General features: G+C 45.9%; 21 protein-coding genes. 13 read left to right on the top strand and 8 right to left on the bottom strand.

Annotated elements, in window-relative coordinates; genetic code table 11:
- The first annotated feature begins 182 nt into the window (after nt 1-182).
- Together IFO66_RS07285 and IFO66_RS07290 are read left to right on the top strand one after the other, a co-directional pair.
- Nucleotides 183-1604 (top strand): flavocytochrome c, encoded by a 1422-nt coding sequence (locus IFO66_RS07285; protein ID WP_192024493.1) that lies wholly within the window; start codon nt 183-185, stop codon nt 1602-1604.
- 110 nt (nt 1605-1714) lie between these two features.
- Nucleotides 1715-2059, top strand: coding sequence for an FMN-binding protein (locus tag IFO66_RS07290; RefSeq protein WP_192024494.1), 345 nt, complete (start codon nt 1715-1717; stop codon nt 2057-2059).
- Nucleotides 2060-2204: 145 nt separating this feature from the next.
- On the opposite strand, the gene IFO66_RS07295 is transcribed toward IFO66_RS07290, so the two are convergent.
- From IFO66_RS07295 to IFO66_RS07305, 3 genes are all read right to left on the bottom strand, one after another.
- Complete coding sequence (locus IFO66_RS07295; protein WP_192024495.1) at nt 2205-3173, bottom strand: ring-cleaving dioxygenase; 969 nt, start codon at nt 3171-3173, stop codon at nt 2205-2207.
- A 178-nt stretch (nt 3174-3351) separates the two neighbouring features.
- Nucleotides 3352-4692, bottom strand: a complete 1341-nt coding sequence (locus IFO66_RS07300) for an anaerobic C4-dicarboxylate transporter family protein (RefSeq protein ID WP_192024496.1) — start codon at nt 4690-4692, stop codon at nt 3352-3354.
- Nucleotides 4693-4968: 276 nt separating this feature from the next.
- Nucleotides 4969-6054, bottom strand: coding sequence for an FAD:protein FMN transferase (locus IFO66_RS07305; RefSeq protein ID WP_225445566.1), 1086 nt, complete (start codon nt 6052-6054; stop codon nt 4969-4971).
- A 265-nt stretch (nt 6055-6319) separates the two neighbouring features.
- On the opposite strand from IFO66_RS07305, the gene IFO66_RS07310 reads away from it, so the two are divergent.
- The 11 genes from IFO66_RS07310 to IFO66_RS07360 all read left to right on the top strand — a co-directional run bounded on the left by IFO66_RS07310 (nt 6320) and on the right by IFO66_RS07360 (nt 18101).
- On the top strand, nt 6320-6712 hold the full coding sequence (locus tag IFO66_RS07310) for a NusG domain II-containing protein (protein ID WP_192024497.1): 393 nt from the start codon (nt 6320-6322) through the stop codon (nt 6710-6712).
- Complete coding sequence (locus IFO66_RS07315; protein WP_192024498.1) at nt 6696-7268, top strand: Gx transporter family protein; 573 nt, start codon at nt 6696-6698, stop codon at nt 7266-7268. Before IFO66_RS07310 ends, IFO66_RS07315 begins: the two co-directional genes overlap by 17 nt.
- A gap of 5 nt (nt 7269-7273) precedes the next feature.
- Nucleotides 7274-8107, top strand: a complete 834-nt coding sequence (locus tag IFO66_RS07320; RefSeq protein WP_192024499.1) for an energy-coupling factor transporter ATPase — start codon at nt 7274-7276, stop codon at nt 8105-8107.
- Entirely contained in the window at nt 8080-9249 is a 1170-nt protein-coding gene (locus IFO66_RS07325) for an ATP-binding cassette domain-containing protein (RefSeq protein ID WP_192024500.1), read from the top strand. Before IFO66_RS07320 ends, IFO66_RS07325 begins: the two co-directional genes overlap by 28 nt.
- Entirely contained in the window at nt 9246-10043 is a 798-nt protein-coding gene (locus IFO66_RS07330; RefSeq protein ID WP_225445567.1) for an energy-coupling factor transporter transmembrane component T family protein, read from the top strand. Before IFO66_RS07325 ends, IFO66_RS07330 begins: the two co-directional genes overlap by 4 nt.
- Nucleotides 10044-10200: 157 nt before the next feature.
- Nucleotides 10201-12201, top strand: a complete 2001-nt coding sequence (locus IFO66_RS07335; protein ID WP_192024501.1) for a peptidase U32 family protein — start codon at nt 10201-10203, stop codon at nt 12199-12201.
- Nucleotides 12202-12247: 46 nt separating this feature from the next.
- Nucleotides 12248-13588 (top strand): aspartate aminotransferase family protein, encoded by a 1341-nt coding sequence (locus tag IFO66_RS07340; RefSeq protein ID WP_225445568.1) that lies wholly within the window; start codon nt 12248-12250, stop codon nt 13586-13588.
- Nucleotides 13572-14447, top strand: coding sequence for a UbiA-like polyprenyltransferase (locus IFO66_RS07345; RefSeq protein ID WP_192024502.1), 876 nt, complete (start codon nt 13572-13574; stop codon nt 14445-14447). The genes IFO66_RS07340 and IFO66_RS07345 overlap by 17 nt, the downstream gene beginning before the upstream one ends.
- Nucleotides 14448-14924: 477 nt before the next feature.
- Nucleotides 14925-15974: a type III polyketide synthase gene (locus IFO66_RS07350; RefSeq protein WP_192024503.1), complete on the top strand. Its 1050-nt coding sequence runs from the start codon at nt 14925-14927 to the stop codon at nt 15972-15974.
- Between the two features lie 432 nt (nt 15975-16406).
- Nucleotides 16407-17771 (top strand): FtsW/RodA/SpoVE family cell cycle protein, encoded by a 1365-nt coding sequence (locus IFO66_RS07355; RefSeq protein WP_192024504.1) that lies wholly within the window; start codon nt 16407-16409, stop codon nt 17769-17771.
- 3 nt (nt 17772-17774) lie between these two features.
- Nucleotides 17775-18101, top strand: coding sequence for a PadR family transcriptional regulator (locus IFO66_RS07360; RefSeq protein WP_192024505.1), 327 nt, complete (start codon nt 17775-17777; stop codon nt 18099-18101).
- Nucleotides 18102-18566: 465 nt separating this feature from the next.
- Here IFO66_RS07360 and IFO66_RS07365 read toward each other — a convergent pair whose 3' ends face one another.
- The 5 genes from IFO66_RS07365 to IFO66_RS07385 all read right to left on the bottom strand — a co-directional run bounded on the left by IFO66_RS07365 (nt 18567) and on the right by IFO66_RS07385 (nt 23462).
- A complete protein-coding gene (locus IFO66_RS07365; RefSeq protein ID WP_337912638.1) occupies nt 18567-19073 on the bottom strand; it encodes an ADP-heptose synthase in 507 nt (168 codons plus the stop codon).
- Nucleotides 19074-19330: 257 nt separating this feature from the next.
- On the bottom strand, nt 19331-20326 hold the full coding sequence (locus IFO66_RS07370) for a polyprenyl synthetase family protein (protein ID WP_192024506.1): 996 nt from the start codon (nt 20324-20326) through the stop codon (nt 19331-19333).
- On the bottom strand, nt 20313-20795 hold the full coding sequence (locus IFO66_RS07375) for an adenylate kinase and related kinase (protein ID WP_192024507.1): 483 nt from the start codon (nt 20793-20795) through the stop codon (nt 20313-20315). The genes IFO66_RS07370 and IFO66_RS07375 overlap by 14 nt, the downstream gene beginning before the upstream one ends.
- Nucleotides 20796-20888: 93 nt before the next feature.
- A complete protein-coding gene (locus IFO66_RS07380; RefSeq protein ID WP_192024508.1) occupies nt 20889-22766 on the bottom strand; it encodes an FAD-dependent oxidoreductase in 1878 nt (625 codons plus the stop codon).
- Between the two features lie 192 nt (nt 22767-22958).
- On the bottom strand, nt 22959-23462 hold the full coding sequence (locus IFO66_RS07385; protein ID WP_192024509.1) for an FMN-binding protein: 504 nt from the start codon (nt 23460-23462) through the stop codon (nt 22959-22961).
- Nucleotides 23463-23568 lie beyond the last annotated feature (106 nt).

A 23568-nucleotide genomic window follows, 5' to 3' on the forward strand; every position in this document is an offset into this window, starting at 1 on the left:
GTCGTTCAGAAGTTTATGTGAATTAGTTCACATATATGAGGTTGGTGATGTGCTACGATGATGTTGATTTCAAGTGAAAATAATCACTTGTAAAGTGTAGGCGATCTACGCTAGTTATTAGCAAGCGTACAGCCTATCACTTTGAAGACAGAGAGAACATCATCATAAGGGAGTGCTGCATCATGAAAAAGTGGATACCAACCGTACTTGCGGCTGCAATGGCGTTGTCATTATTGTCGGGGTGTGGAGCAAAGAAGGAGTCGGCTGACGTTGTTGTCGTTGGAGCGGGCGGTGCAGGTCTGGCGGCCGCGGTTCGTGCGCAAGAAGAAGGTGCGAATGTGATTGTGTTGGAAAAAATGCCGATTGTAGGCGGGAATACGGCGCGTGCGACAGGTGGTTTGAATGCTGCTGGGACGAAGCAGCAAATAGATAAGGGCTTTAAAGATAGTGTGGAATTATTCTATGAGGATACGATGAAAGGCGGCTATGACAAAAACAACCCAGAACTGGTCAAATTGCTCACGGAGCAAGCGAAAGATTCCGTAGAGTGGTTGGAGATGTATGGTGCGGACATGTCTGATGTTGGTCGAATGGCTGGAGCAAGCGTCAATCGTACTCACCGTCCAGCAGGAGGAGCGGCAGTAGGCTCTCATATCGCTATGGTGCTAGAGAAGACTGCCAAGGAAAAGAACATTGATGTACGTACGCGGCATCAAATGACAGATATCGTTATCGATAAAGAAGGGGCAGTTACTGGTATAAAGGCAAAGGACAAAGAAGGCAAGGAATATATGATAAATACAAACGCGGTTGTATTGGCATCGGGGGGATTTTCTGCGAATCAAGAGATGGTCGTCGCACATAAACCAGATCTGAAAGGCTTCGCTACAACGAATCATCCGGGAGCGACAGGGGATGCGATAACGATTGCGGAGAAGCATGGTGCGGCTCTTGTTGATATGGCTGAAATACAAACGCATCCGACTGTTGTTCCAGATAAAGGTGTAATGGTAACAGAAGCAGTTCGAGGTAATGGTGCTATTTTGGTTAATAAGAGTGGTAAGCGTTTCGTGAATGAGCTGCTAACTCGTGATGTTGTTTCCAAGGCTATTTTAGGTCAGCAGGATGGTCGTGCCTATTTATTGTTCGATAAAGGGCTTCGGGACAGCTTGAAAGCGACAGAAGAGTATTTCAATATGCAGCTCGTAACTGAAGCGGAAAGCATAGCGGCGCTAGCTGAAAAGCTGGGGGTAGAGTCTGCTGTATTGGGTAACACATTGAATTCTTACAACATAGGTGTGAAGGCAGGCACAGATGAGCAATTCCAGCGTCCCGATCTGCCGCGTGAGTTGAGCAACGGTCCGTTCTATGCGATTGAGGTAACACCTGCTGTACACCATACTATGGGTGGGTTAAAGATTAATACAGATGCACAAGTGCTAAATAATGATGGACAAGCGATAAAGGGTCTATACGCAGCAGGTGAAGTAACAGGTGGGGTTCATGGCGGTAACCGACTTGGTGGCAATGCGTTGGCAGACATTATTACGTTCGGTAAAATCGCGGGATTGAATGCGTTCAATTATGTGAAGGTAGAGCAGTAGTAAGCTATTACAACTATTGGCATAAAGCATCGGCACGGAATCGATTCGGGACATTCTGAGGAGCTGTCGTAATTTTGCTCTAAATATAAAGACATCAAGGGGAGATTGTGATGAAGAGAAAAGCATGGATCATAACAGGGATTGCAGCTATGCTCGCATTGTCGGGCTGTGGAAACGGCGGTCTTTATAAAGATGGAGTGTATGAAGGCAAGTCACGAGGAGCAACTAGTGATATCGTTGTAGCTGTAACCGTGAAGTCGGGAAAGATTGATTCCGTTGAAGTGAAGCAGCACGAAGAGACAGCGCAGATGATCCAAGCGGTAACGGACAATACTGTTCCTGAAATTATTGAGAAGCAGGGAGCGGATGAGGTAGAAGCGCTGACAGGTGCAACGAAATCTTCAGAAGGTGTCATCGCTGCTGTGAAGCAAGCATTGGAGCAGGCGAAGAAATAGGGAGTCTGCTATAGAACACTTACCAACAGGAAAAGAGACGACTTTCGATCCAATGTAGGAGTAGAAATGCCGTCTCTTCTCATGTTGAATGTAAGTATATCTACAGCAACGCTTGTATATTAGATTGAAGGAGGAACCTTACAGATCATTTTGTGTGAAGAGGCTTCAGCTTTGCTTCAATTTCTTCACGTTGTGGCTCTAAAAATGGTGGTAAGGCTAGGGTCTCACCTAGATGCTCCATATCTTCGTCGGTGTCGAAACCAGGTCCATCTGTGGCTAGTTCATACAAAATACCGTTTGGTTCACGGAAATAAAGCGAACGGAAGTAGAAACGGTCTACAAAGCCTGAGCTTGGCAGGTTGTGCTGCTCAATATGATTAACCCATTGATGCATTTCCTCTTCATTATCGACACGGAAGGCGACGTGGTGCACAGCACCGCGACCTGGACGAGACATTGGCAGATCATTGCGTTCTTCGATATGAACTTCAGCGCCCGTTCCGCCTTCGCCTGTTTCAAGGATAATAATATCTGGCTGGCCATCGAACCAAGATGGGTAGGACGATTTTGGACGGAAGCCCATAACAGATGTTAGTACGTTAATCGTTGATGAAGCTTTGCGAACAGTTAGTTTGATTGGACCCAGTCCAATGATTCCATATTGTGATGGGATGTCACTATGCGTCCAAGCTGTTCCGCCCGCAACACCGCTGTTATGCTCATCGGAGACAAGAATCAGCTTGGTGCCTTCAAAGTCAGTAAAAGATAGTGAGTTGCGCCCCGTACGGTCTGTAATTTCACCATGCGGTACTTTGAGTGTTTCGAAACGCTGTTTCCAAAACAATAACGCTTCGTCTGAAGCAACTCGCAAAGAAGTAGCCGAAACACTGTTAATGCCGTATTGTTGGCCAACTGCCATCGGGATTTCGAAAAATGTAATCTCTGTTCCAGGGTTGCCCTCAGCATCAGCGTAAAACAAATGATACATCGATGTATCATCTTGGTTAACCGTCTTCTTCACAAGACGCATGCCTAGTATATCGGTATAGAATGCCAAGTTCTTCTCGGCATTTGCAGTTAGTAACGAAACGTGGTGAATCCCTTTCAATTCCATGGTGGGAGCCTCCTCTAGGGTGGTGAGTTATATCTCGATCTTAATTATCTTGAATTAAAGATAATATAAATTGATAATGATGTCAAGCCGATAGGGTCTTTCCATTATAAAAAGACGCAAGTCGTCTCCAGTGATGATGGAGGTACCTGCGTCGTTATGCTTTACTTATCGTATGCTTCTATAAGAAAATTTTCGTTAAGCCAAAGCCCACGGCAACCGAAACAATCGTCGCCACTAAACCCGGAACCATAAAGCTGTGGTTCAGTAAATAGCGACCAATTCGCGTTGTGCCTGTGCGGTCAAAGTTAATCGCCGCGATAACCGTCGGATAGTTCGGCAAGAAGAAGTAGCCGTTAACCGATGGGAACATCGCAATCAAGGCTGGTGCTGGCATGCCTAAGGCGATACCGAGCGGCATCAAACCACGCACCGTTGCTGCCTGCGAGCTGAGCAGGATCGACATAAAGAACAAAGCAACGGCAAACATCCATGGTGCAGCCGTAACGGTATCCTTAATTGCGGCATCGATAATCTCCATATTGCCACGGAAGAATGTATCCCCGAGCCACGCAATACCGAAAATGCTGATGACAGCCTGCATCCCTGCACTGAAAATATTGCTCTTCACTACTCGTTCTGCTGGAGCGCGCGATACGAGCAAAATCATACCGCCGACCGACAACATGACGATTTCAACCACTTGCGGCATACCGAGTGTTTTCATGACGCCTTCTGCATCCATATAGGAGGGGCGAAGATCCGGGAAAGAGCCGAACAACACGACAGCAATAACGCCAATTAGGAAAATAAATACGGATGCAACCGCTCCGCGCGGCAACTGACCATCATCGCTGGTAGCGGAGCCAGAACGATCTGCTTCGCCAATCGGGGGCACCGTTCCTGCTTCCACACGGCGCTGGAACTCTTCATCTTCCGCAAGGGGCTTGCCGTAACGGTTCATCACCAGTGCGGATGCGATACAGCCAATAATCGTAGCTGGAATGCTAATAAGCAAAATGTTCGGCAGCGTATAGCCCTGCGGCGCCAATAGCGCTAATAGCGCGACGGTAGCAGCCGAGATCGGGCTTGCCGTTATCGCTTGCTGCGATGCGATGACTGCGACGGACATCGGACGCTCAGGGCGCACGCCGGATTGGCGCGCTACCTCCGCGATAACGGGCATAACCGAGTAAGCAACATGTCCGGTTCCTGCACATAGCGTGAACAAGTATGTAACGACAGGCGCCATAAATGTAATGTGATGCGGATTGCGGCGCAGCGCTCGTTCTGCTATTTTGACGAGCACATCCATACCGCCTGCCGCTTGCATCGTAGCGGTCGCTGTTACGACTGCCGCGATCATCAGGATGACATCAATTGGCGGATCGGAAGGGACGAGCCCAAAGCCGAACGTAAGGATAGCAAGTCCAAGCCCGCCCATAACGCCAAGACCTATTCCTCCAAGTCTTGATCCAAAATAAATGGCAAGCAAGACGATAATTAATTGCAATAGAAACATATAACGTAGCTCCTTCCTTTCTGTTGAACAAAGCTGATACTAGCGCTGGATAGAGCGTGCTACATGCATTCGTTTCTTACAGTGGCCTTTCTCTTACCTACAGCTGTATATAGATAAAGACCCGCCATAGAAAAGACGTAACAGGTCCGTTTGACCGGTCAGCCTTTTCTATGGCGGGTCTAGTCTGTGTCGAACTCGAACTTCTTGCTGAAAATGTTCATTCATGGCATTCAGTCAGCGTACGTAAAGGGATTGCATTGTCTGATACTGAAAACCTTACTTTTTGAACTCATATTTATATTGATCATCCGTCAGGGTGAAAAAGCTTGGAATGCCTGACGTGGTGTATACTTGCTTGTCTTCTGTTATAAAAATAGCTTCGGCATTCGGTTTCGCTTCAATGAAGGCAATTCCTTCTTCAACACCAAGCGCAAAGGCAGAGGTAGAGAGCGCATCTGCATCAGTAGAGCGATCCGTTACAATAGTAACACTATTAAGATTGCTCTTGGCAGGGTAGCCTGTCTTTGGATCGAGAATATGATGATAGTATTGCCCATTATGCTCCAAATAACGTTCATACACGCCGGAGGTCACAATGGTGCGATCCTTTATTTTCATCATGCCGATCTGATTGCCTCGTGTCTCATTCGGATCTTGAACGCCAATCGTCCAGTCGAGTCCGCCTGGCTTGGCACCAACCGCATAAATGTTGCCGCCCAAATCAATAATCGCGCTTTTTACGCCTTGCTCACGAACATAGTCGGCAATAGCGTCAGCTGCGTATCCTTTGCCGATACCGCCCAAGTCGAGCTCCATGCCCGGCTTCGCCAAGGCTACCGTCTTCTTGGCTGTATCGAGTGCCACTTTGTCATAGCCAACTAGCTTGAGTGCTTCATCGATTTCAGCTTGAGCTGGTACACGGGCTTGTTCCGTACCGATCCCCCATAAACTAACGAGTGGTCCTATCGTTGGATCAAAGCGTCCATTCGTTTTCTTGGCATAGTCCAGTGCCTTTTCGATAACGATGAACGTTTCATCTGAAACTTGATAAGGGCCTTTGCCAGCATGGGCGTTCAGCTTGTACAGCTCACTTGTTTCCAGTGTGCGGCTCATCTTGCTTTCGATGTCTTTCATAATGTTCAAAATATGTTCAAAATGTTGCTCGTAAGCAGGATCATCGTACAATTTCACCGTAACCATGGTATCAAATATAAAATAGGACTTGGATTGAATCGTTGGCTGCTGCGCCTGTTTAGAATCGGATGATTGTGAATCACATCCTACTGCCAACATAGCAATGGATAGCGCCACTGCAACAATGTAAGCCCAAGGTGGAAGTTTCATCGAGCGTATTCCTCTCATAGTTGTCCCTCCGTAATCTGTCCATAGGTTAAGGCTTGTACGATCTGCCTGTCTTTTAGCACAACATTATATCAGAATGAAGATGTATTGCCTAGGAAGTTTGTCACAAAAAAACAGCCAAAATCCCGCTGTATAAGGGTTTTTCTGGCATCTATCCAAGCTGTCAACATTGAACGAAAAATGAGGTGGCAGTATAATAATATTGAAATTTATAATCATTAAAATTTTATAGATTGTTACTTAATAACTTAAGGAGATGCTAGGTATGAAGCGCGGGGATGTAGTATTAATCTGCCTCGTCATTGTGGCTGCTCTTGCATTCTTTATTCCTAAGTGGTTGATTCAGAACTCAAGTGAAAATAATCACAATAATACAATGACAGCAGAGATTACGGTCGATGGCAAGCTGTTTAAGACAGTGACGCTAACCGAAGAAGAGCAAATGATTACAGTGCCGACTGATCACGGTACAAATATTTTGAAAGTTCATAATTATGGCATCGAAATGATTGAGGCGGATTGTCCTGATCAAGTGTGCTTGTCCTTTGGCTTTGTGAATCGCAAAGGAGATACCATTGTTTGTCTGCCGCATCGCGTGCTTGTGGAACTGAAAACGGATCAAGCAGAGGAGAGTGAACTAGATGCGGTTGTCAGCTAATGATTCCTCGGTCTCTTCATCGCTTAAGTTAAGGAAGACGGTCATCATTGCCATATTTGCGGCAGTAGCTGCTGTATTGGGATTGGTAGAAGCGATGCTCCCGACACAAATGTTTATGATGATTCCGGGTGCCAAGCTAGGTCTAGCTAATATTATGGTGTTAACATGCTTATGCTTCCTGTCTTGGCGAGATTCGCTGGCGCTAGTTATATTGAAAGCGTTAATTATGACTTTGATATACGGCGCGTTCTCGGCATTTTTATTTAGCTTTCTAGGAGCGCTGTTTAGCTTCATTGTTATGTACGGTCTTATCCGAGTCGGGCGAGGTCGTCTCAGTCTCATCGGGATTAGTGTAATGGGGGGCGTAGCGCATAATGTGGGGCAATTAACGGCGGCTTATCTTGTTTTTCAAACAACAAAGATCTATTACTATCTTCCAGCTTTAATGCTGCTCGGAATTGTGACCGGTATCTTTATTGGAATCGCTGTGAAATACGTGGTTGCCTCACTTTCCAAGCTATCGTTGTTTGAACCATTTGCACCAGAATTGCAGTAAAGGCGGTGGCAACTATTATACGATTCAATCAAGTAGGTTTCCAGTATCCGAAGGGAGAGCCGATGTTCGCAGACTTGTCCTTTCATATCGAACAGGGACAGTGGGTAACGATTGTAGGTCCGAATGGTTCTGGCAAATCGACATTGACGAAGCTGATGAATGGCTTGCTAGCGCCGCAGTCAGGCACGATTCAGATCGGCGGTGTAACGCTTGATAGTCATACGGTTAGCGATATACGTGGACTTGTCGGCTACTTATTTCAAAACCCAGATAATCAGTTTATAGCAGCTACGGTGCAAGATGATATGGCATTTGGAATGGAGAACCGCTGTTTGCCGCGAGCAGAAATGCAGCAGAGGATCGATCAGGTGTCGGTTGAGCTGGGCATTCAAGATTGGCTGCATCGCCATCCATCTTCCTTGTCTGGGGGACAGAAACAGCGCGTTGCGCTTGCTGGGCTGCTCGTGCTTGATCCGGAAGTCATGATTTGGGATGAGGCAACGTCGATGTTAGATGAGCAGGCAAGGCGAGAGTGTATGACTCATATACGGCAATTGCGTGCAGGACGAGGGTTTACCATCGTATCAGTGACACATGATGCGGAAGAAATAATGGCATCGGATCGTGTGTTGGTCGTAAAGGGCGGCCAACTGGCAGCTGATTTGTCACCGATGGAGCTGTTCGCACGGGAAGAGCTGATGGAGGAATGCCGCCTACGTCCGCCATTTGCTGTGGAGTTATCGCTAGAGCTTAGGCGTCGTGGTATTGAAATGGATATATGCCGAGATGAAGAAGAGTTGGTGAATGCATTATGGCCATCGTGTCCAGTGAAAAATTAAGTTACCAATATGAAGCTAACGGCCGTAGTGAGCAACCGTTTGCGATTAAGGATATCAGCTTCGAATGGGAGCAAGGACAGTTTTATGCCATTCTAGGTTCGGCCGGCTCCGGCAAGTCGACCTTGCTACAGCACGTAAACGGTATTTTCCAGCCGACCACGGGAAGACTCCGTGTGCTGGATGTGACGTTTGAGGCTGGGATAAAGCAAAAAGGGCTAAAGCCGCTGCGCAAACGAGTCGGGCTCGTCTTTCAATTCCCGGAGCAGCAGCTGTTCGCAGATACAGTGGAGCAGGATCTTATGTTTGGCCCTTTACAGTTTGGCATGTCTGAGCAGGAGGCACGTCAAGCGGCTCTTGAGGCGCTGCGCACGGTGGGACTGCCTGAAGCTGTGCTCACGATGAATCCCTTCCAGCTCAGCGGCGGACAGATGCGCAAGGCGGCCATTGCAGCCGTGCTGGCATCCAATCCAGATTTGCTCGTGCTGGATGAGCCGACAGCTACACTCGATCCAATCAGTAGAATCGAGCTGCTTGATCTCTTGCATCGACTCACGATCGAGCAAGGCAAGACAGTTGCGGTCGTTACGCATCGGCTGGATGAAGTGTTGCCTGTTGCGAGCCACTATATGTTAATGCAAGCTGGTCGACTTGTGTTTCAGGGCATCCGCACTGAGCTGCTAGCCCAGCCTTTGCAGCTGCAAGACGCGGGGATCGTCCTGCCAGCCGCATTGAGGCTAGGGCAGCTAATAGGCGAGCGATGTAGAGAGCAATTGGATGTGTCAGGGGAAAAGCACTCTACAGGATGGAAACGCGCCCTAGCAGCAGAAAAAGTCGCAAGGCAGACTACTGAACGAAGCAGTGAGCATGGTGTTGGAGCAGATCAGTCGATATTTCTGCTGGCTACACAGGCGGAAGCATTGCCACTTACCGCCAAGGAATGGGCCGAGCGATTGATCCATTTACGTCAGCAGGAACTAGGTAGTGGGCGGGGTGTGGTCGATGAGGATAGCGGCGTGAATCCATACGAACAGCAGCTCGAACAATCAGCAGACCAAGGAGCAAATGTTTATTACGCGGTAACGGGGGGAAGTGAAAGTGCGCATCATGCTACACATCTTCCTAGAGGAGAGGAAGAACGATGATGAAGTCATCTAAGCTGGTGATGGGCCGCTATGTAGAGGCTTCATCATGGGTACATCGATTAGATCCACGTGCGAAGTTAGTAGCGATGCTGCTGTTTCTAGCCACTGTTATTAGCGCTCATTCCATCGTAGAACTAAGTACGATAAGCGTAATCGCATTGCTTATTTTAGTAAGCTCGGGCATTCCGTTATCCCGCTATGGTCGGGCTTCCAAGCCGCTATGGCCGCTTATGTTCTTTATGTTTTTGTTCTATGCGCTGTTTGAGCAGGGTGGCAGCGTATGGTTTGAAATAGGTAGCTTCCACGTTAGTAGCGAGGGTGTATTACTAGGGCTATCAGCCGTATGGCGCATGCTGCTGCTGGTGTGCTTTACGTCGATTCTAACCTTTACGACGACACCGATAGAATTGAATCTTGGCCTTGAGGCAGTATTGAAGCCGCTTAAGCTTATCGGTGTTTCTCCACAGCAGTGGACGATGATGATTACGATCGCGTTGCGGTTTATCCCGACGATATTTGAGGAAGCGGATCGTATATTGAAGGCCCAAGCATCCCGTGGAGCAGATATTAACGATTTGAAGTTAGCGGCAAAAGGGAAAATGCTGTTGACCCTGCTCGTTCCGATTATTGTAGGGGCTTTTCGCAGAGCGGAAGACTTAGTGCAGGCGATGGAGTCGAGGGGATATGTGCTGGATCGAGCACGGACTTCACTTCGTATGTTGAAGTGGCGGCGAGTCGATTCGCTGTTTCTAATCGGCTTTGGAGTCATGCTTGTCTTCACTTTTGTGATGTAGATCAAGCTGCAATTCGTTCCATGTGAATAATAGAGGTGAGCGTTAGAGATTTAGCTGAACATGTTACTCATTATGTAGGTTCAAACTCTAACAGTATGCATAAATAGTAATTAATTTGTGAAAATGTTCACGTTAATGAGGATGGGGAGGAACGATTATGGCTAGATATTTCAACGGTAAAGAGATAGAGTTGTTGGCTCCTGCGGGAACGTTTCCTATTTTCCAAGAGGTTATTGATATGAATTGTGATGCGGTGTACTTCGGTGGACCGTCGCTCAATATGCGGATGATGCGCAAAGGGTACAATTTATCCTATGATGAAGTTCGAGAAGCTATTCAAATGGCACATGACCGAGGCAAGCGTGCCTATGTTACTGTGAACAATTTATTAAACGAAGAAGATTTGGATGAGGCGAAGCGCTATTTTGAATTTCTAAATGAAGTCGGCCCCGATGCGATTATTGCGCAGGATATGGCGGTGTTCCCACTGATTCACGAGCAGAACTATACGAATATACCTGTGCATTCTTCCGTCATGATGAATATTCACAATTTAGAAATGATCGAGGCGATGAAGAAGTTTGGCGTGACTCGGGTAGTTGCCTCTCGTGAGATGGATCTGAACACAGCAGAGCTGCTGCAAGCAAAAAGCGGGATGGAGTTCGAATACTTTGTTCATGGCGACATGTGCACGGTTCACGGTGCAAATTGTACGATTAGCTCGATGATTTTCGGTAATAGTGCCCAACGTGGGCGTTGTATGAAGCCTTGTCGTTGGGATTATCGCGTGAAGAAGGACGGGCATATTTATCCGACAGAATATCCTCTCGCTGCGAAAGACATGTACATGTATGAGCATATCCCGGAACTGATTAAGTCAGGCATTATGTCATTCAAAATTGAAGGCAGAATGCGCGATATCGAGTTCTTGAATTTATTGGTCAATCAATATGGGAATGCGATTGATCGCTATATTGCTGATCCGATTGGCTTTAATCGTATGGAGGATGCGGACAAGCTGTATGACAATCGGAAGCGGGATTTCTCAACCGCCTATGCATTTGGCAAGCCTGGTCTTAGCTATATTAATAGACGTTATGAGGGGACAGGGAAGTTCTACAGTACAGGGAAGGTGTTCAGTACACCTACAGCTGAACGTGAGCTGAAAGAAGAGCGTGTTACGCAAATTCGTGAGCGTCTTGCTGATGCCAAAAGAGATACCGCTCACATTTCTAAGCAGACTCATCCCCAGATTGCCGTACATGTCAATAATGTACAGCAGGCACATGCAGCACTTGAAGAAGGAGCAGATCTCATCTATTTGACTGGTGATGTGTACATGCCAGATCGTCCATACAGTCTTGAGGATATCGAACGGCTGACTGCATCTAAAGGCACGTCGCAAATTATTCTAGGCACACCTCGGATGATGACAGAGCTTCATATGGAGCAGTATACACACTTCTTGCAACAAGGAAAGCAAAGAGGGATGTATGGGCTGGATGGCTTGCTTGTATCTAATTTTGGTGCGCTGCATAAGTTTGGTTCACTAGAGCTGGGGCTACCTATGATTGGCGATGCGAATTTGAATGTGTACAACTATATGTCAGCTGCTGTGTATGAAAAGTATTTCGGTGTGGAGCGTGTTCACGCTTCGATGGAGCTGCCGCTCAATGATTTGGCGAACTTCATTGAACATACAAAAGTACCAGTGGAGATGACGGTTCATGGCTCGCCGATCGTGATGTATTTGGAGCTTGATCTCTATGAAAATACAGAAGTGATGGAGTCGATCGGCCAAGAGGATAACGCTTATGTGGATAATCAGTATCTTGTGCTTATGACAGACAAAGGTGAGAGTCCCGTCTATCGAGATTGGAGCGGACGCAATCATCTCGCTTTGTCCAAAGAATTGTGCTACTTGCCGATGATGAAGGAGCTGTATGAAGCAGGGGTCCGTCATTTCCGGATTGAAGGCAAGACATATACGGATGAGCAACTGCGGACGATTGTACGCACATACCGTCAAGCAGCTAACAACTTAGAACAATGCGGTAGCTTGTTCGCCCAGATGAAGCCTGTTTATGCAGGATATACGCTAGGCAGTTTACAGTTTGGAGCGGCTCGCCACCTTGAGTTAACAAGCACCAATGCGTAGGCCGAGAACCAAATACGGATTCAAAAATGTGACGAGGTGAATACGCATGACAAGCGTGACAACGATGCATCCAACCTATATCGGTCCTGAAAAAGTGTTAGAGAAGCGTAAACAATATTTCTTTCCTTGTACCCATCATTTTTACCAAGACCCGCCACAAATCGTGCAGGGAAGCATGCATCAGCTTATTGATCATACAGGCAAGACATATACAGACTTCTTTGCAGGTGTATCCGTTGTTGCTTGCGGACATTGCAACGAGCATATTACAGCTAAAACGATTGAGCAATTAACCAAGCTGCAGCACACAACGACGATTTATTTAACAGAGCCAATGGTTCAACTAGCAGAGCGGCTGGCGAATGAATGCCTGCCAGGTGAGTTGAAGCGAACGTTTTTCTGCAATAGCGGCTCTGAAGCAAATGAAGGGGCCTTGCTGTTGGCAAGGCTGCATACGAGGCGCAAAGACTTCCTCGCGCTGGAGTACGGTCTGCACGGTAGAACGTTCCTCACGATGGGAGTCACAGGGATGCCGATGTGGCGCACAGATGATTACCTCGACCCGCATGTTACCTTTATTCCTCGTCCTTACGATGAAGAGTTGGACGTGGAAGATGCTGCTCATCGTTCCATTGAGGCGCTGCGACAAGTGCTTGCGGAAAAGGGAAATACGTTCGCAGCGATGATCGTTGAGCCGATTCAAGGCAATGGTGGGATGATCGTCCCGCCTGACTGGTATTTCCGCGAAATGAAGGTGCTACTGGCTGAGTATGGCATCTTGCTCATCGCAGATGAAATCCAGACTGGCTTCGGTCGCACGGGTCGTATGTTCGCGATGGACCATTATGGGGTTGCACCAGACATCATTACGATGGCAAAAGCGCTTGGCAATGGCGTGCCAATCGGAGCTTTTGCTACGACAGACGCAATTGCAGCCAGCTTTAATCGTCCATCTGCTTCGACATTCGGTGGTAATCCAGTCTCTGCTGCCACGGCCATGGCGGTATTGGATTATATCCAGCAGGAGCAGCTTGTGGCGCGCTCTGCCGAGTTAGGCAATCAACTAAAAGACGGACTGCGCACACTCCAAGTTAAGCACAGTGTCATTACAGATGTGCGCGGCAAAGGGCTTATGGTAGGAGCCGAGCTAAATACGGGTGAAGCGTCATTGGATGCAGTGCTGACGGATCGTGTGCTGGAGAAGATGAAAAATCGCGGTTATTTGATTGGCAAAAATGGTGTTGGGCGCAACGTTCTTGCATTCCAGCCTCCGCTTATTATGCCAGAAGCAGAGATCGATGCGATGCTCTCGGTGCTAGATGAAGTTCTCTCTAAAGCGGTTTATGCCGGTGAAGAGAGGGGGGCGAAAGATGGACGCGATTCATAAGGTCTTCTATAAGACTCGTATGTTCGGAGAACTGGTTATGTTCTCGCATACGTTATTCTCTTTGCCTTTCGCCATTATTTCGATGGTATGGGCAGCCAATGGTTTGCCGGCTGGTGAAGTGATGCTGTGGTCACTCATTGCCCTTGTGGCAGCACGCAATGGAGCGAATGCGTTCAACCGTCTCGTGGATAGGGAATTTGATGCACAAAATCCACGCACAGCTCATCGTCACCTGCCTAAACGTTTACTGATGGAGCGAGAAGTAACCGTATTTATCATAATTAACTATGGGCTATTCATTTTAGCAGCGGGGATGTTGAATCCGCTATGCTTAGCCTTGTCCCCAGTGGCGGTCGTGCTTATTTCTAGCTATTCGTACACGAAGCGGTTTACCTGGTTGAGCCATCTGTACCTCGGCTTTACGATTGCTTCTGCGCCTATTGGTGCATGGTTCGCTGTGACAGGTGAGTTCGCGTTGACGCCATTCGTACTTGGAACGGTCGTTATGCTGTGGATTGCAGGCTTTGATATCATCTATGCTACGCAGGACATCGAATTTGACCGAAATGCGGGGTTGTGGAGCGTCCCGCGTGTATTCGGTTATGAGGATGCATTGTTTATTGCACGTACGTTGCATACGGTGATGGTGCTGCTGCTTATTTTGCTATACTTTTTCCGGGATTCGCTGGGAATGGTATATTTGATAGGGATAGGCTTAGCCATTGTCCTGCTTGCAATTGAACATCGAATTATTAAGCCATCTAGCCGCAAGCGGATGAATGTTGCTTCGTACAATTTGAATCAAGTCATTAGTATGGTTATATTAGCTTGTACATTATTAGATCAGTTCTTATCGTAAGATTACCGATAGTCTAGGAAGCAGAACGTTAACAAGTCGTATTTATAAAACGAATCGCTATAAAATGGGACAAAACAAGCCGCTGTAGAAGTACGAACGATTCGTATTTTCGACCAGTGGCTATTTTCATTCTCCTTTCTTTCGACAGAAATAGGTATGGAGAGCCAAGAAACACATGAAAAAATACATATTTCCCCATCGGAGAAATTGTTGTATTCTAGTCTACAGACAGAAATCCTACATGTTCTAACCATCCGCTGCCTCATGAAAGGCAACAAGTCATGCATCGTCAAGATGTATACTCACTCACGGGAAATGTTACTCTCTTCCTACCATTTGTTCCTGCCGGACACCTTTCATTTTTATCAAGAAGTTCTTCATTTTCTATTCTATGAAATGATACTGTCAATTTTGCTTGAAGCTCACTTGTTGTGAATATCATTTTCCATCCAAATTGTATATGAAGAGGTGACTTGCATGGGTATATTAACGAAGCCGGCTATCGTACGTCCACAATATCGCATCACGCAAGATGAAATGGTAGATGTGCTCCAGCGGCTCCATCCCAATCATCCCGACTGGAACAAAATTAATCGTATGCTCCGCAACACACAAGTGAATGAGCGGTATATCGTCCGGCCCATTGAAGAGATTATTGCACATTCTCGTTTTGAAGAGCGCAGCCTTATTTACAAAGAAGAAATGAGAAGGCTTAGTGCTCAAGCTGTTGAGCAAGCGTTGGAGAACGCTGAACTAGAAGCTTTTCAAATTGACCTCATCATTGTGACATCTTGTACCGGATTTATGATGCCTTCCTTAACCGCCTACCTCATAAGTGATTTGCCATTCCGTGAACAAACGAAACAGCTTCCTATTGCACAGCTTGGTTGTGCTGCTGGGGCATCTGCGATTAATCGTGCTGCTGAATATTGTGAAGCGTTCCCTGGTGCCAACGTTCTTATCGTAAGCGCGGAATTGTGCTCACTCTGCTTCCAGCCTGCTGAGAGTGCGATCTCGGACTTCGTATCTGCTGCTTTATTCGGAGATAGTGTGTCTGCTTGTGTTATGAAAAGTGCTAGCGGAACAGGCTTTCAAGTAGAGTCAAATGCCTCCTATTTAATTAAAAATACAGAGAACTATATTGCCTATGATGTGAAGGATACTGGTTTTCACTTTGTACTGGACAAGCAGGTCATGTATACGATTGAGACGGTAGCTCCTGTTATGCGTGAATTCGTGGAAGAGACGGTGCAGCGGACACCAGCTGATCTCGATTTCTTCGTATTCCATACAGGGGGACGGCGCATATTAGATGAGCTTGTGAAGCATCTTAGCATTGCAGAGCAACGTGTAGGCTTGAGCAGAGAGAGCCTAGCAGAGTGCGGGAACCTGTCCAGCGTCGTCGTCTTCGATGTGTTAGCTCGTCTATTCGAAGCGGGAACGTGCTCGCCTGGGGATAAAGGGTTGTTAGCGGCTTTCGGCCCAGGGTTTACGGCGGAGATGTGTTCAGGGACGTGGGTAGAGTAAGTATGTAGGTTGTAGAAGGGGAATGAACCACGGAGTAGGTTAGTTCACGTTGTGATAGGAGTTAGAGGATAGGAATGATAAGGGGGCAGTAAAAAGTAGAATAAGCCATAAGCGGAGTTTGTTTAACATGAGGAGTCTTGTAATCGGGGAGGAAACTAATAGGTATGAAAGGGGCGGCGAAACTACTAGCTGCTCCTTTTTCTATGGAACGATAGTTGAGTTACCGATGCACACGCTGCTTAAGTGTACTATTAAGCACGCTCCTCAGTTGATGTGAATAGTATCTGTTTACCATTTAAGGTTAGGAATAGATAAGTATAGTTAATAAAATATGTACCTTTACACACATAGTAAATCTATGTATAGTAATTCTAGGTATACTATTGGTTCATTGTGGAAAAAGAGTGCGAACAAGAGGAGGTATGTCTGTCCATGGATCGAGAAGAGAATAAACGCTCTCTATTAGATTCCTATGTGGATCAAGTAGAGGTGGGGATTCATGCGCAAGAAATGAGAGCGAGCATACGAGCAGAGCTGGAGGATCATCTGTACAATCAGGTCGATGAGCAAATGGACAAGGGGATGTCTCGTTCTGAAGCGGAAGCGAATGCGATTAGACATATGGGATCCGTAGATACGATAGCAGAGAAGTTTAATATCGTGCATCGAACAAGGTTTCCATGGTTATTTTGGGGCATGATTATTATTTTACTAGTAGTGAGTACATTGGGAATTTGGGCCGTTCAACATACGGTGAATGGTAATTATGCAGAAATTAGTTTGTTGGATAAGCATATTGTTTTTCTAGGGTTTGGACTTACGATATTCATTATTACCTCATTAATTGACTATCGTTGGTGGCGTAATAAAGGATGGTTTTTATATGCGACTGCAATGGCCTTGTTTGTAATAGCGCAATTCATAGGGCTAAAGGTAAATGGAGTGGAATCTTGGATTGGTATTGGTGCTATTGCATTAGATGTTGGATTTTTGACGACCTTTTTATTTTTATTCGGGATCTTTTTAATCATCTCACAATATCGTGCCAAGCATCAGGGGCTTAGTATTAGGAGGGAGCTGACTCTTCAGTCCATTGGGATTATTCCCGTTTTCACCTTTGTGATCGATTCGCAGTACTATGCAGTCTTTGTCTATTTAATAGGTTTCATCCTGATATTGTTCATACATTCGTTTTCTATGAAAGCGCTGATTATTGGAGGAGCTACTGCAATAAGTGTAGGTGTGCTAGGATTTATAAGTTTGAAGTCTTACATGATACATAGGGTAGAAGCATGGACAAACCATTTTCTAGGTCATCATAAGAGTGATGCATCATCGCTATTCTATTATTTGCGGGATTTAATTGTACAATCCGGTTGGTGGGGAAAAGGATGGGCTGAACCAGCGGATATTGTATATCCACATACTAATTATCTATTGGTGGTTATTGTTTATGCATTCGGCTGGATTGTTGGATTAGGAGTACTGGCTATCTTGTTTGGAGGATTGATTTGGCTGTTCCGTTCTTCGTATCAGGTAAAGCAGCGTTTTGGGAGAGGCTTGATGCTATTCATTAGCTGCTATGTTACAATCCCTGTTATATTCAATGTAGGTGGTTTGATTGGTATAGTTCCGATGAATGGAGCGAGCTTGCCACTACTAAGTTATGGTGCGAATTCAATGCTTATTTGGATGTTTGCGCTTGGATTATGTACGAATATTTATACGCGTAAAGATACTCTACCCAAACATGAAGCTAGATGGGACAGGACAGTTGTAATTGGGAAAGGAAGATGATAGATGAAGGTGAGCAAAGAAATGCTCAAGGGGAGCACAGTTATGCTCGTGCTCTCCATGCTGGAGCAGCAGCCGATGTATGGTTACCAGCTCATTAAGCGGTTAGATGCTCAATCGAATGGAGTATTTGCATTGAAGGAAGGTACGTTATACCCTATTCTTCACGCATTGGAGAATGAAGGTCATGTGGAAGCGATATGGAGTGAAGCAGAGGGCCGGGCTCGCAAGACGTATCACATTACCGATAAAGGGAAAAAGCAGCTTCAAGAAAAAACGGAGGAATGGAAGCTGTTCCAAGTTTCTTTGAATCGTGTGATCGGTGAAATATAACGATTAGTCGCGGGTCTTATCATGTACATTGCATCACGCCGTGGCGCTTCATCTAACGAACGCTATGGACGTTATTTTCGTAAAATCGTCCGTTTTAAAATTTAAACGGTCGTGCGAGCGCTTATTATAGCAATTCTGGCTAATCATATTGCTCTCTATAGCAAATAAGCTGGCTGATACCCTTTACATATCAAAAACAAGTAATATAAGCGGAATAGCCTCTGTGGCAACCGTTAATGTAATTTATTCTGTTGAGAGAGAACTGACTCTGATTCCAAAATATGTGCAGTATCCTTTTGTGCACTTTTCGTTTTCTTATGTAAGGATAGGGGCGAAAGACGTAAAGTCACTAAGTTACATAGTCATAAGTCACGGATGTCACCTATCGGGGAGCCGTTTAGGCTGTTCGTGACTGGACCTTCGTCTTTCGCCGTCTGCCTGTTATGAATGATTCGCTAGCGAATCTTATTCCTCCGTATGCTCCAGCGCATATTCATAATCTTCAATATCGTAGATCGGAATTGGCACCTCATGTTGAATAAGTCGCTCCATGTATTCCAATTGGTCGGTCAGCAATGGGGCTTGCTCGCGCATGCAAGTAAGAATAATCTCTGTTTCAATCGGATCAAAGGTTTCGCCGTACTGCATGCTGTCCATCCCATTAATGATGATAATAGATACATGCTCGTTAATGAGCAAAGGAGCGCTCTGCCGCCAAGGAATGCCAAGTGCACGGTCAATTTTTTTCTTATTAAATGGTCTTTCGAACAGCTCGATCAGTAAGTCCACGTGTTCCTTAGCATGCTGGTCATCTTCTGGATCAGGCATGATGCGCTCGCCCGTAATACGTATCTCATACAATTCACTAATCGTTGAATATGGAATCATATATTCTACAGGTCGTTTCGGGACGAATAGGTGACCGTATACGGCTAACATGATTGCTTCAATTACGAATCGCCGTGGCTTCACATTTCGGTCCTCCTTTATGAACACCCACCTATAAGCAATAGTATCGTGCAGGTGGTTTGTAATGGACAATGTTAATGCCGTTGTCCCACTTTTTATTTTACCATTGTGATTATACACGAAAAAGAGTCATTCATGCCGTATAACAGAAAGCTCTCCGCGCATGTACATCGTACACAGGCGAAGAGCTTATTAATGTTTCCGCAGGATTGATTCATATTGTGTTGTCAGACGTACTCGCCAATTGATGACTCATTAGATTAATACGTACGCTTCTCAAAATAATGCCACAACGTTTGTAAGTCTTGGTGAGCTGGATAGTCAGCTAGCTGTTCGGTAATATCCCACGCGCGCTGCATAAAAGTGTGGCTTACCTCTAATGCTTGTTCTATTGCACCGCTGTTTCGAATGAGCGTGATCGCTTCATCGAAGAGCTGATCGGGCGCTCCTTCGTGCAGCTTCCGTAAATGGCTTTCAATAGCAGGTTCCTCCATGGCCAGCAGGACAGGCAAGGTAACTTGTCCATTGCGCAAATCAGCTCCTGCAGGCTTGCCGAGTGCTTCTGCCGACTGCTGTAGATCGAGCACATCGTCTCTCACTTGGAACGCCATGCCGAGTTGATCACCGAATTCGTACAGCTGCTTAGCCACTTCTTCATCGGCTTCACTTGCTCTAGCTCCTAGATGCAGCGAGGTAGCCATAAGTATTGCTGTTTTATTTCGGGTCTTCTCCCAATATTGTTCCAAGGTGAGGTCAAAATTATAACGATTATCCATCTGCTGATACTCGCCGAGACACAATTGCGTCGTTGTTAAAGAAGCAAGCTCATCAATGTTGCGGTCACGATCCTTCGTTCGAGCAGACAGCAGTTCCAATACGCGGCTCATCATATAGTTGCCAACCTGTACGGCTGTTTGCACATTTGTTGTTTTGTGTAATGACGGCTGACCGCGGCGGGTGTCAGCTTGATCCAGAATATCATCGTGTACAAGGGAGGCTGCATGAATGAACTCGCACACAGCAGCTAGTTGATACACATTTGTACTCTCGGGTTTTATTCCGAATCGGCTGCCAACGATAACCATAATGGGGCGGAGCCTTTTGCCTCCAGATCGAATGAGCTCCAGCACGCTCTTTCTTACAATGGAGCGGGATGCTACATCAGGATCGGTCGTGACGATACGCTCCAAGTCACGGTTAATCTGTTTCATGGAAATCTGCAATTGATCGGGTAGAGAGGAGTTAGACAACGTCATACGTCACCTGCTTAAACGTTTGAGTCAGTGGATATAGTTTCTTATATCGTTTAGCAATATATTTTACCGTTTGTTTATGAATATGGGCTTCATCCGTTTGCTTGCGCTCAGCACGCTTAATCTGTACTTGCTTAATGACAGGAGCGAGTTCGGCTATCAAGTCAATGAATCCATGGCGCAGGGCGAACTGCAAGTAGAAACTCATAATAAAGTCTCCATCCAGCACAGAACGTCCAGCAGCTGCTGGGTCGGTGGGAAGTTGATCATGAATCCGCAAGGAAAGAAGGACAAGTGCATAGCAGCCAAGCAATGCTAGTCGTTCTTTATGTGGCATCTCAACATGATGCAAGCGAACGGCCATGTCTTGAAGTCTGATGTTGTATAGATCCGCGTTGAGCTGTATGCTGGCTTGATGTGGAAGCTCTCGCTCTAGTTGTTCATACATGTCTTGAATAAATTGCGTTATCATGATCCCCCGCCTCCCGATAAAATAAGTAAAGTAATGTGCACGATGTACACATTACTTTGCTCCTATATAAATGAATATACTAATTACTACGGATTAGTCCGTGTAAAGGTACCATTTTTTTACGAAAGGTATATTCTTCCAAATTCGTTTGAGATGCGGATACAAGTAATAGTCGAGACCAAGTGTGCTGCCTGAACCGCCGATGAGAGCGATACCACCGAAGAAATACCACAGCATTTCAAATGGTGCCATACCAGATGTATAGATCATAACGCCCATTGCAATCGTACCAAGCGACGCTAGTGACGTGAACAAGCCTAGAATTAGCATTGCCCCGAAAATAATTTCTGCGAACACCATTCCCGTTTGGAAAATAGATGCTAACGCCGTATATCCGCCATCCGTTGTGTAGAAGAACATATCCATACTTCCATCGACCATGTTCTTGAGGAAATCCGGAACCGGAATCGCTTCAACAGCTGTCTTTGCTGTTTGGACGGAAGAAGCAGCCGTATGCCCGTCAACGGTTTGTTGGACAGCTTCAATTGCTTGCGATGCACCTGTTGTTCCATCGGCCGCTTTTGGCGGAATTAAGAAGATGTTCGAAGGATTTTCCAACACTTTAGGAAGCTTCGCCAGACCTTCACTTAACCATTTGAAGCCTAGGAAAATACGAAGTGGAACGAGCCAGAAGTTCGGCGAGCGCATGGCGAGATGTCCACCTACGAAGCTGCGCTTATTTTTTACTTTAAAGAACTCATGTATTTTATAAGACCAGACTTTATGGAAGCCAAGCACTTGCAAGAAGTAGACGATATTAATCATATGTTTGAAGAACATCGCCATAAAGCCTGTGAAATGGAACATTTTCTTCGGTGTGCCAATAGCGGCAACCCCATATCGTCCACCGATACATACCATCGTACCATGGAAAGTAGGCTTGTAAGATTTGTACTTACCTGTTTCTTTAATGTCTGCCGTAATGTTGTGAGCGATTAGTGTAGCAGAGTGCTCTGCATTTTCAACCATTTGCGGTACAGGACGTTCTTCACCTTCTGGCACATAGAAGATGTTGTCGCCAACAACGTATACATTTTTGTGGTCAGCTGATTGCAGCTTATCATTTGTGACGATACGTTTACGGCCATTTTGCTGCACGTCAAGGTTGCCAACTAGTTCCGATCCTTCCACACCAGCTGTCCAGACGATCGTCTGTGCTTGCAATTCGCCTTTATCACCCAGCACGACAGAGTTCTCTGTCACGCCTGTGATCTTCGCACTCGTAATCATTTCTACGTTCATCTTTTGCAAATACTTTTCGGATTTCTTAATAAGCTTGTCTGGCAAAATAGGCAGAATCTTCGGTGCCATATCGGCTACAACGAGTCGCACATCTTTTGAATCAATATGATATTCGTGGCACAGCTCTTCACGATATTCTGCAATTTCACCGATCAGCTCGATCCCTGTGAAGCCGGCGCCAACAACGACAAACGTTAGCATTTGTCTGCGCTTCTCTTCATCCAGCTCTTTCGAAGCAAGGTTGAACATATCGCGGATTTGGCGCTTCAACTTTACTGCATCGTCGAACGACCATAGCGTCATCGCATGCTCTTCTGCACCTGGAATGCCGAAGAACGTAGGCTTACAGCCGGTACCGATAACAAGGTAATCGTAGTCATACGTTTTCTTGCTTCCTTTTAGCGATTGGCCATCAAAGTCGATATTTTTAACTTCATCTAATACGACATCAACTTTGCGTCCTGCAAATATCTGCTTCAGATCCATCTTAATCGCTTCTTCATCCACACGACACGCTGCTACTTCATGCAGCTCTGTCATCATCGTATGGTATGGATGGCGATCGATAAGTGTAATGCTGACGTCTTTATGCTTCGCTAAGCGCTTCGCCAGCTTCTTCGCTGTTAAGACACCACCATAACCGCCGCCGAGTACAACGATTTTCTTCATGGTATTTGGTCACCCCTAAAATGTTTAATGTCCAATTGGACTTATCGTGCTAGTGATATTTTGGAAAGGTTCAAATTTAAATCAATCTATACGTAAAAGGGAGCTCCGCTGCAGAAAAGGGGAGGACTCCACAAAACGTGAGAGCCATACTTGCTTTCTCTACAGCGGAGCTGTCTCATGACTAGCATTTCATTATTTCGCGCTTGCAAGAGCCTCTTGAGCCAATTGAACAAATTCAGATACGTGAATCGAAACGCCTGTTACTGCATCTGTTTTACCGTCTTCTTTTAACACGATAGCTGCTGGATCTTGCTTCTCGATAAGTGCTTTTTCCATCGATGCAGCTTGCTCATGCCAATGCGAACTGCCACCGCCTTTTACCATGTCATAGCGGCCATCTTGAGATTGGACTTTTTTCGTGTCTCCGCCATCTTTGTGGACTGCATCCCAGTTTACAGTTGCGATTTTTCCGTCTTTAACGGTAACTTCTACAGTGCCTTTCCAGCCAGATTTGGCGTCAAACTCTTTGCCTTCAGCACGATAGGAGCCATCTTTGTAAGCGGTTTGTTGTTCGGTTGTAGCTGGAGTTGTTGTTTCTGTTTTAGGAGCCGTATCTTTCGCTTCTTCTTTCGCGCCACAACCAACAAGTAAACCAAATGCCATAGTTACTGCAAGGATCAATGAAAGTTTTTTCATGATTTCCCCCACCTTTTTAATTTGTAAATTTAAGTTATTATTACTTTGTGAAAAAAATATCTTAATAATTTCAAGTCCATTGTAGCACTTTCCCAATACGATTCAA

Origin of the sequence: Paenibacillus arenosi (assembly GCF_014841135.1) — a bacterium.
Classification (GTDB): domain Bacteria; phylum Bacillota; class Bacilli; order Paenibacillales; family Paenibacillaceae; genus Paenibacillus_B; species Paenibacillus_B arenosi.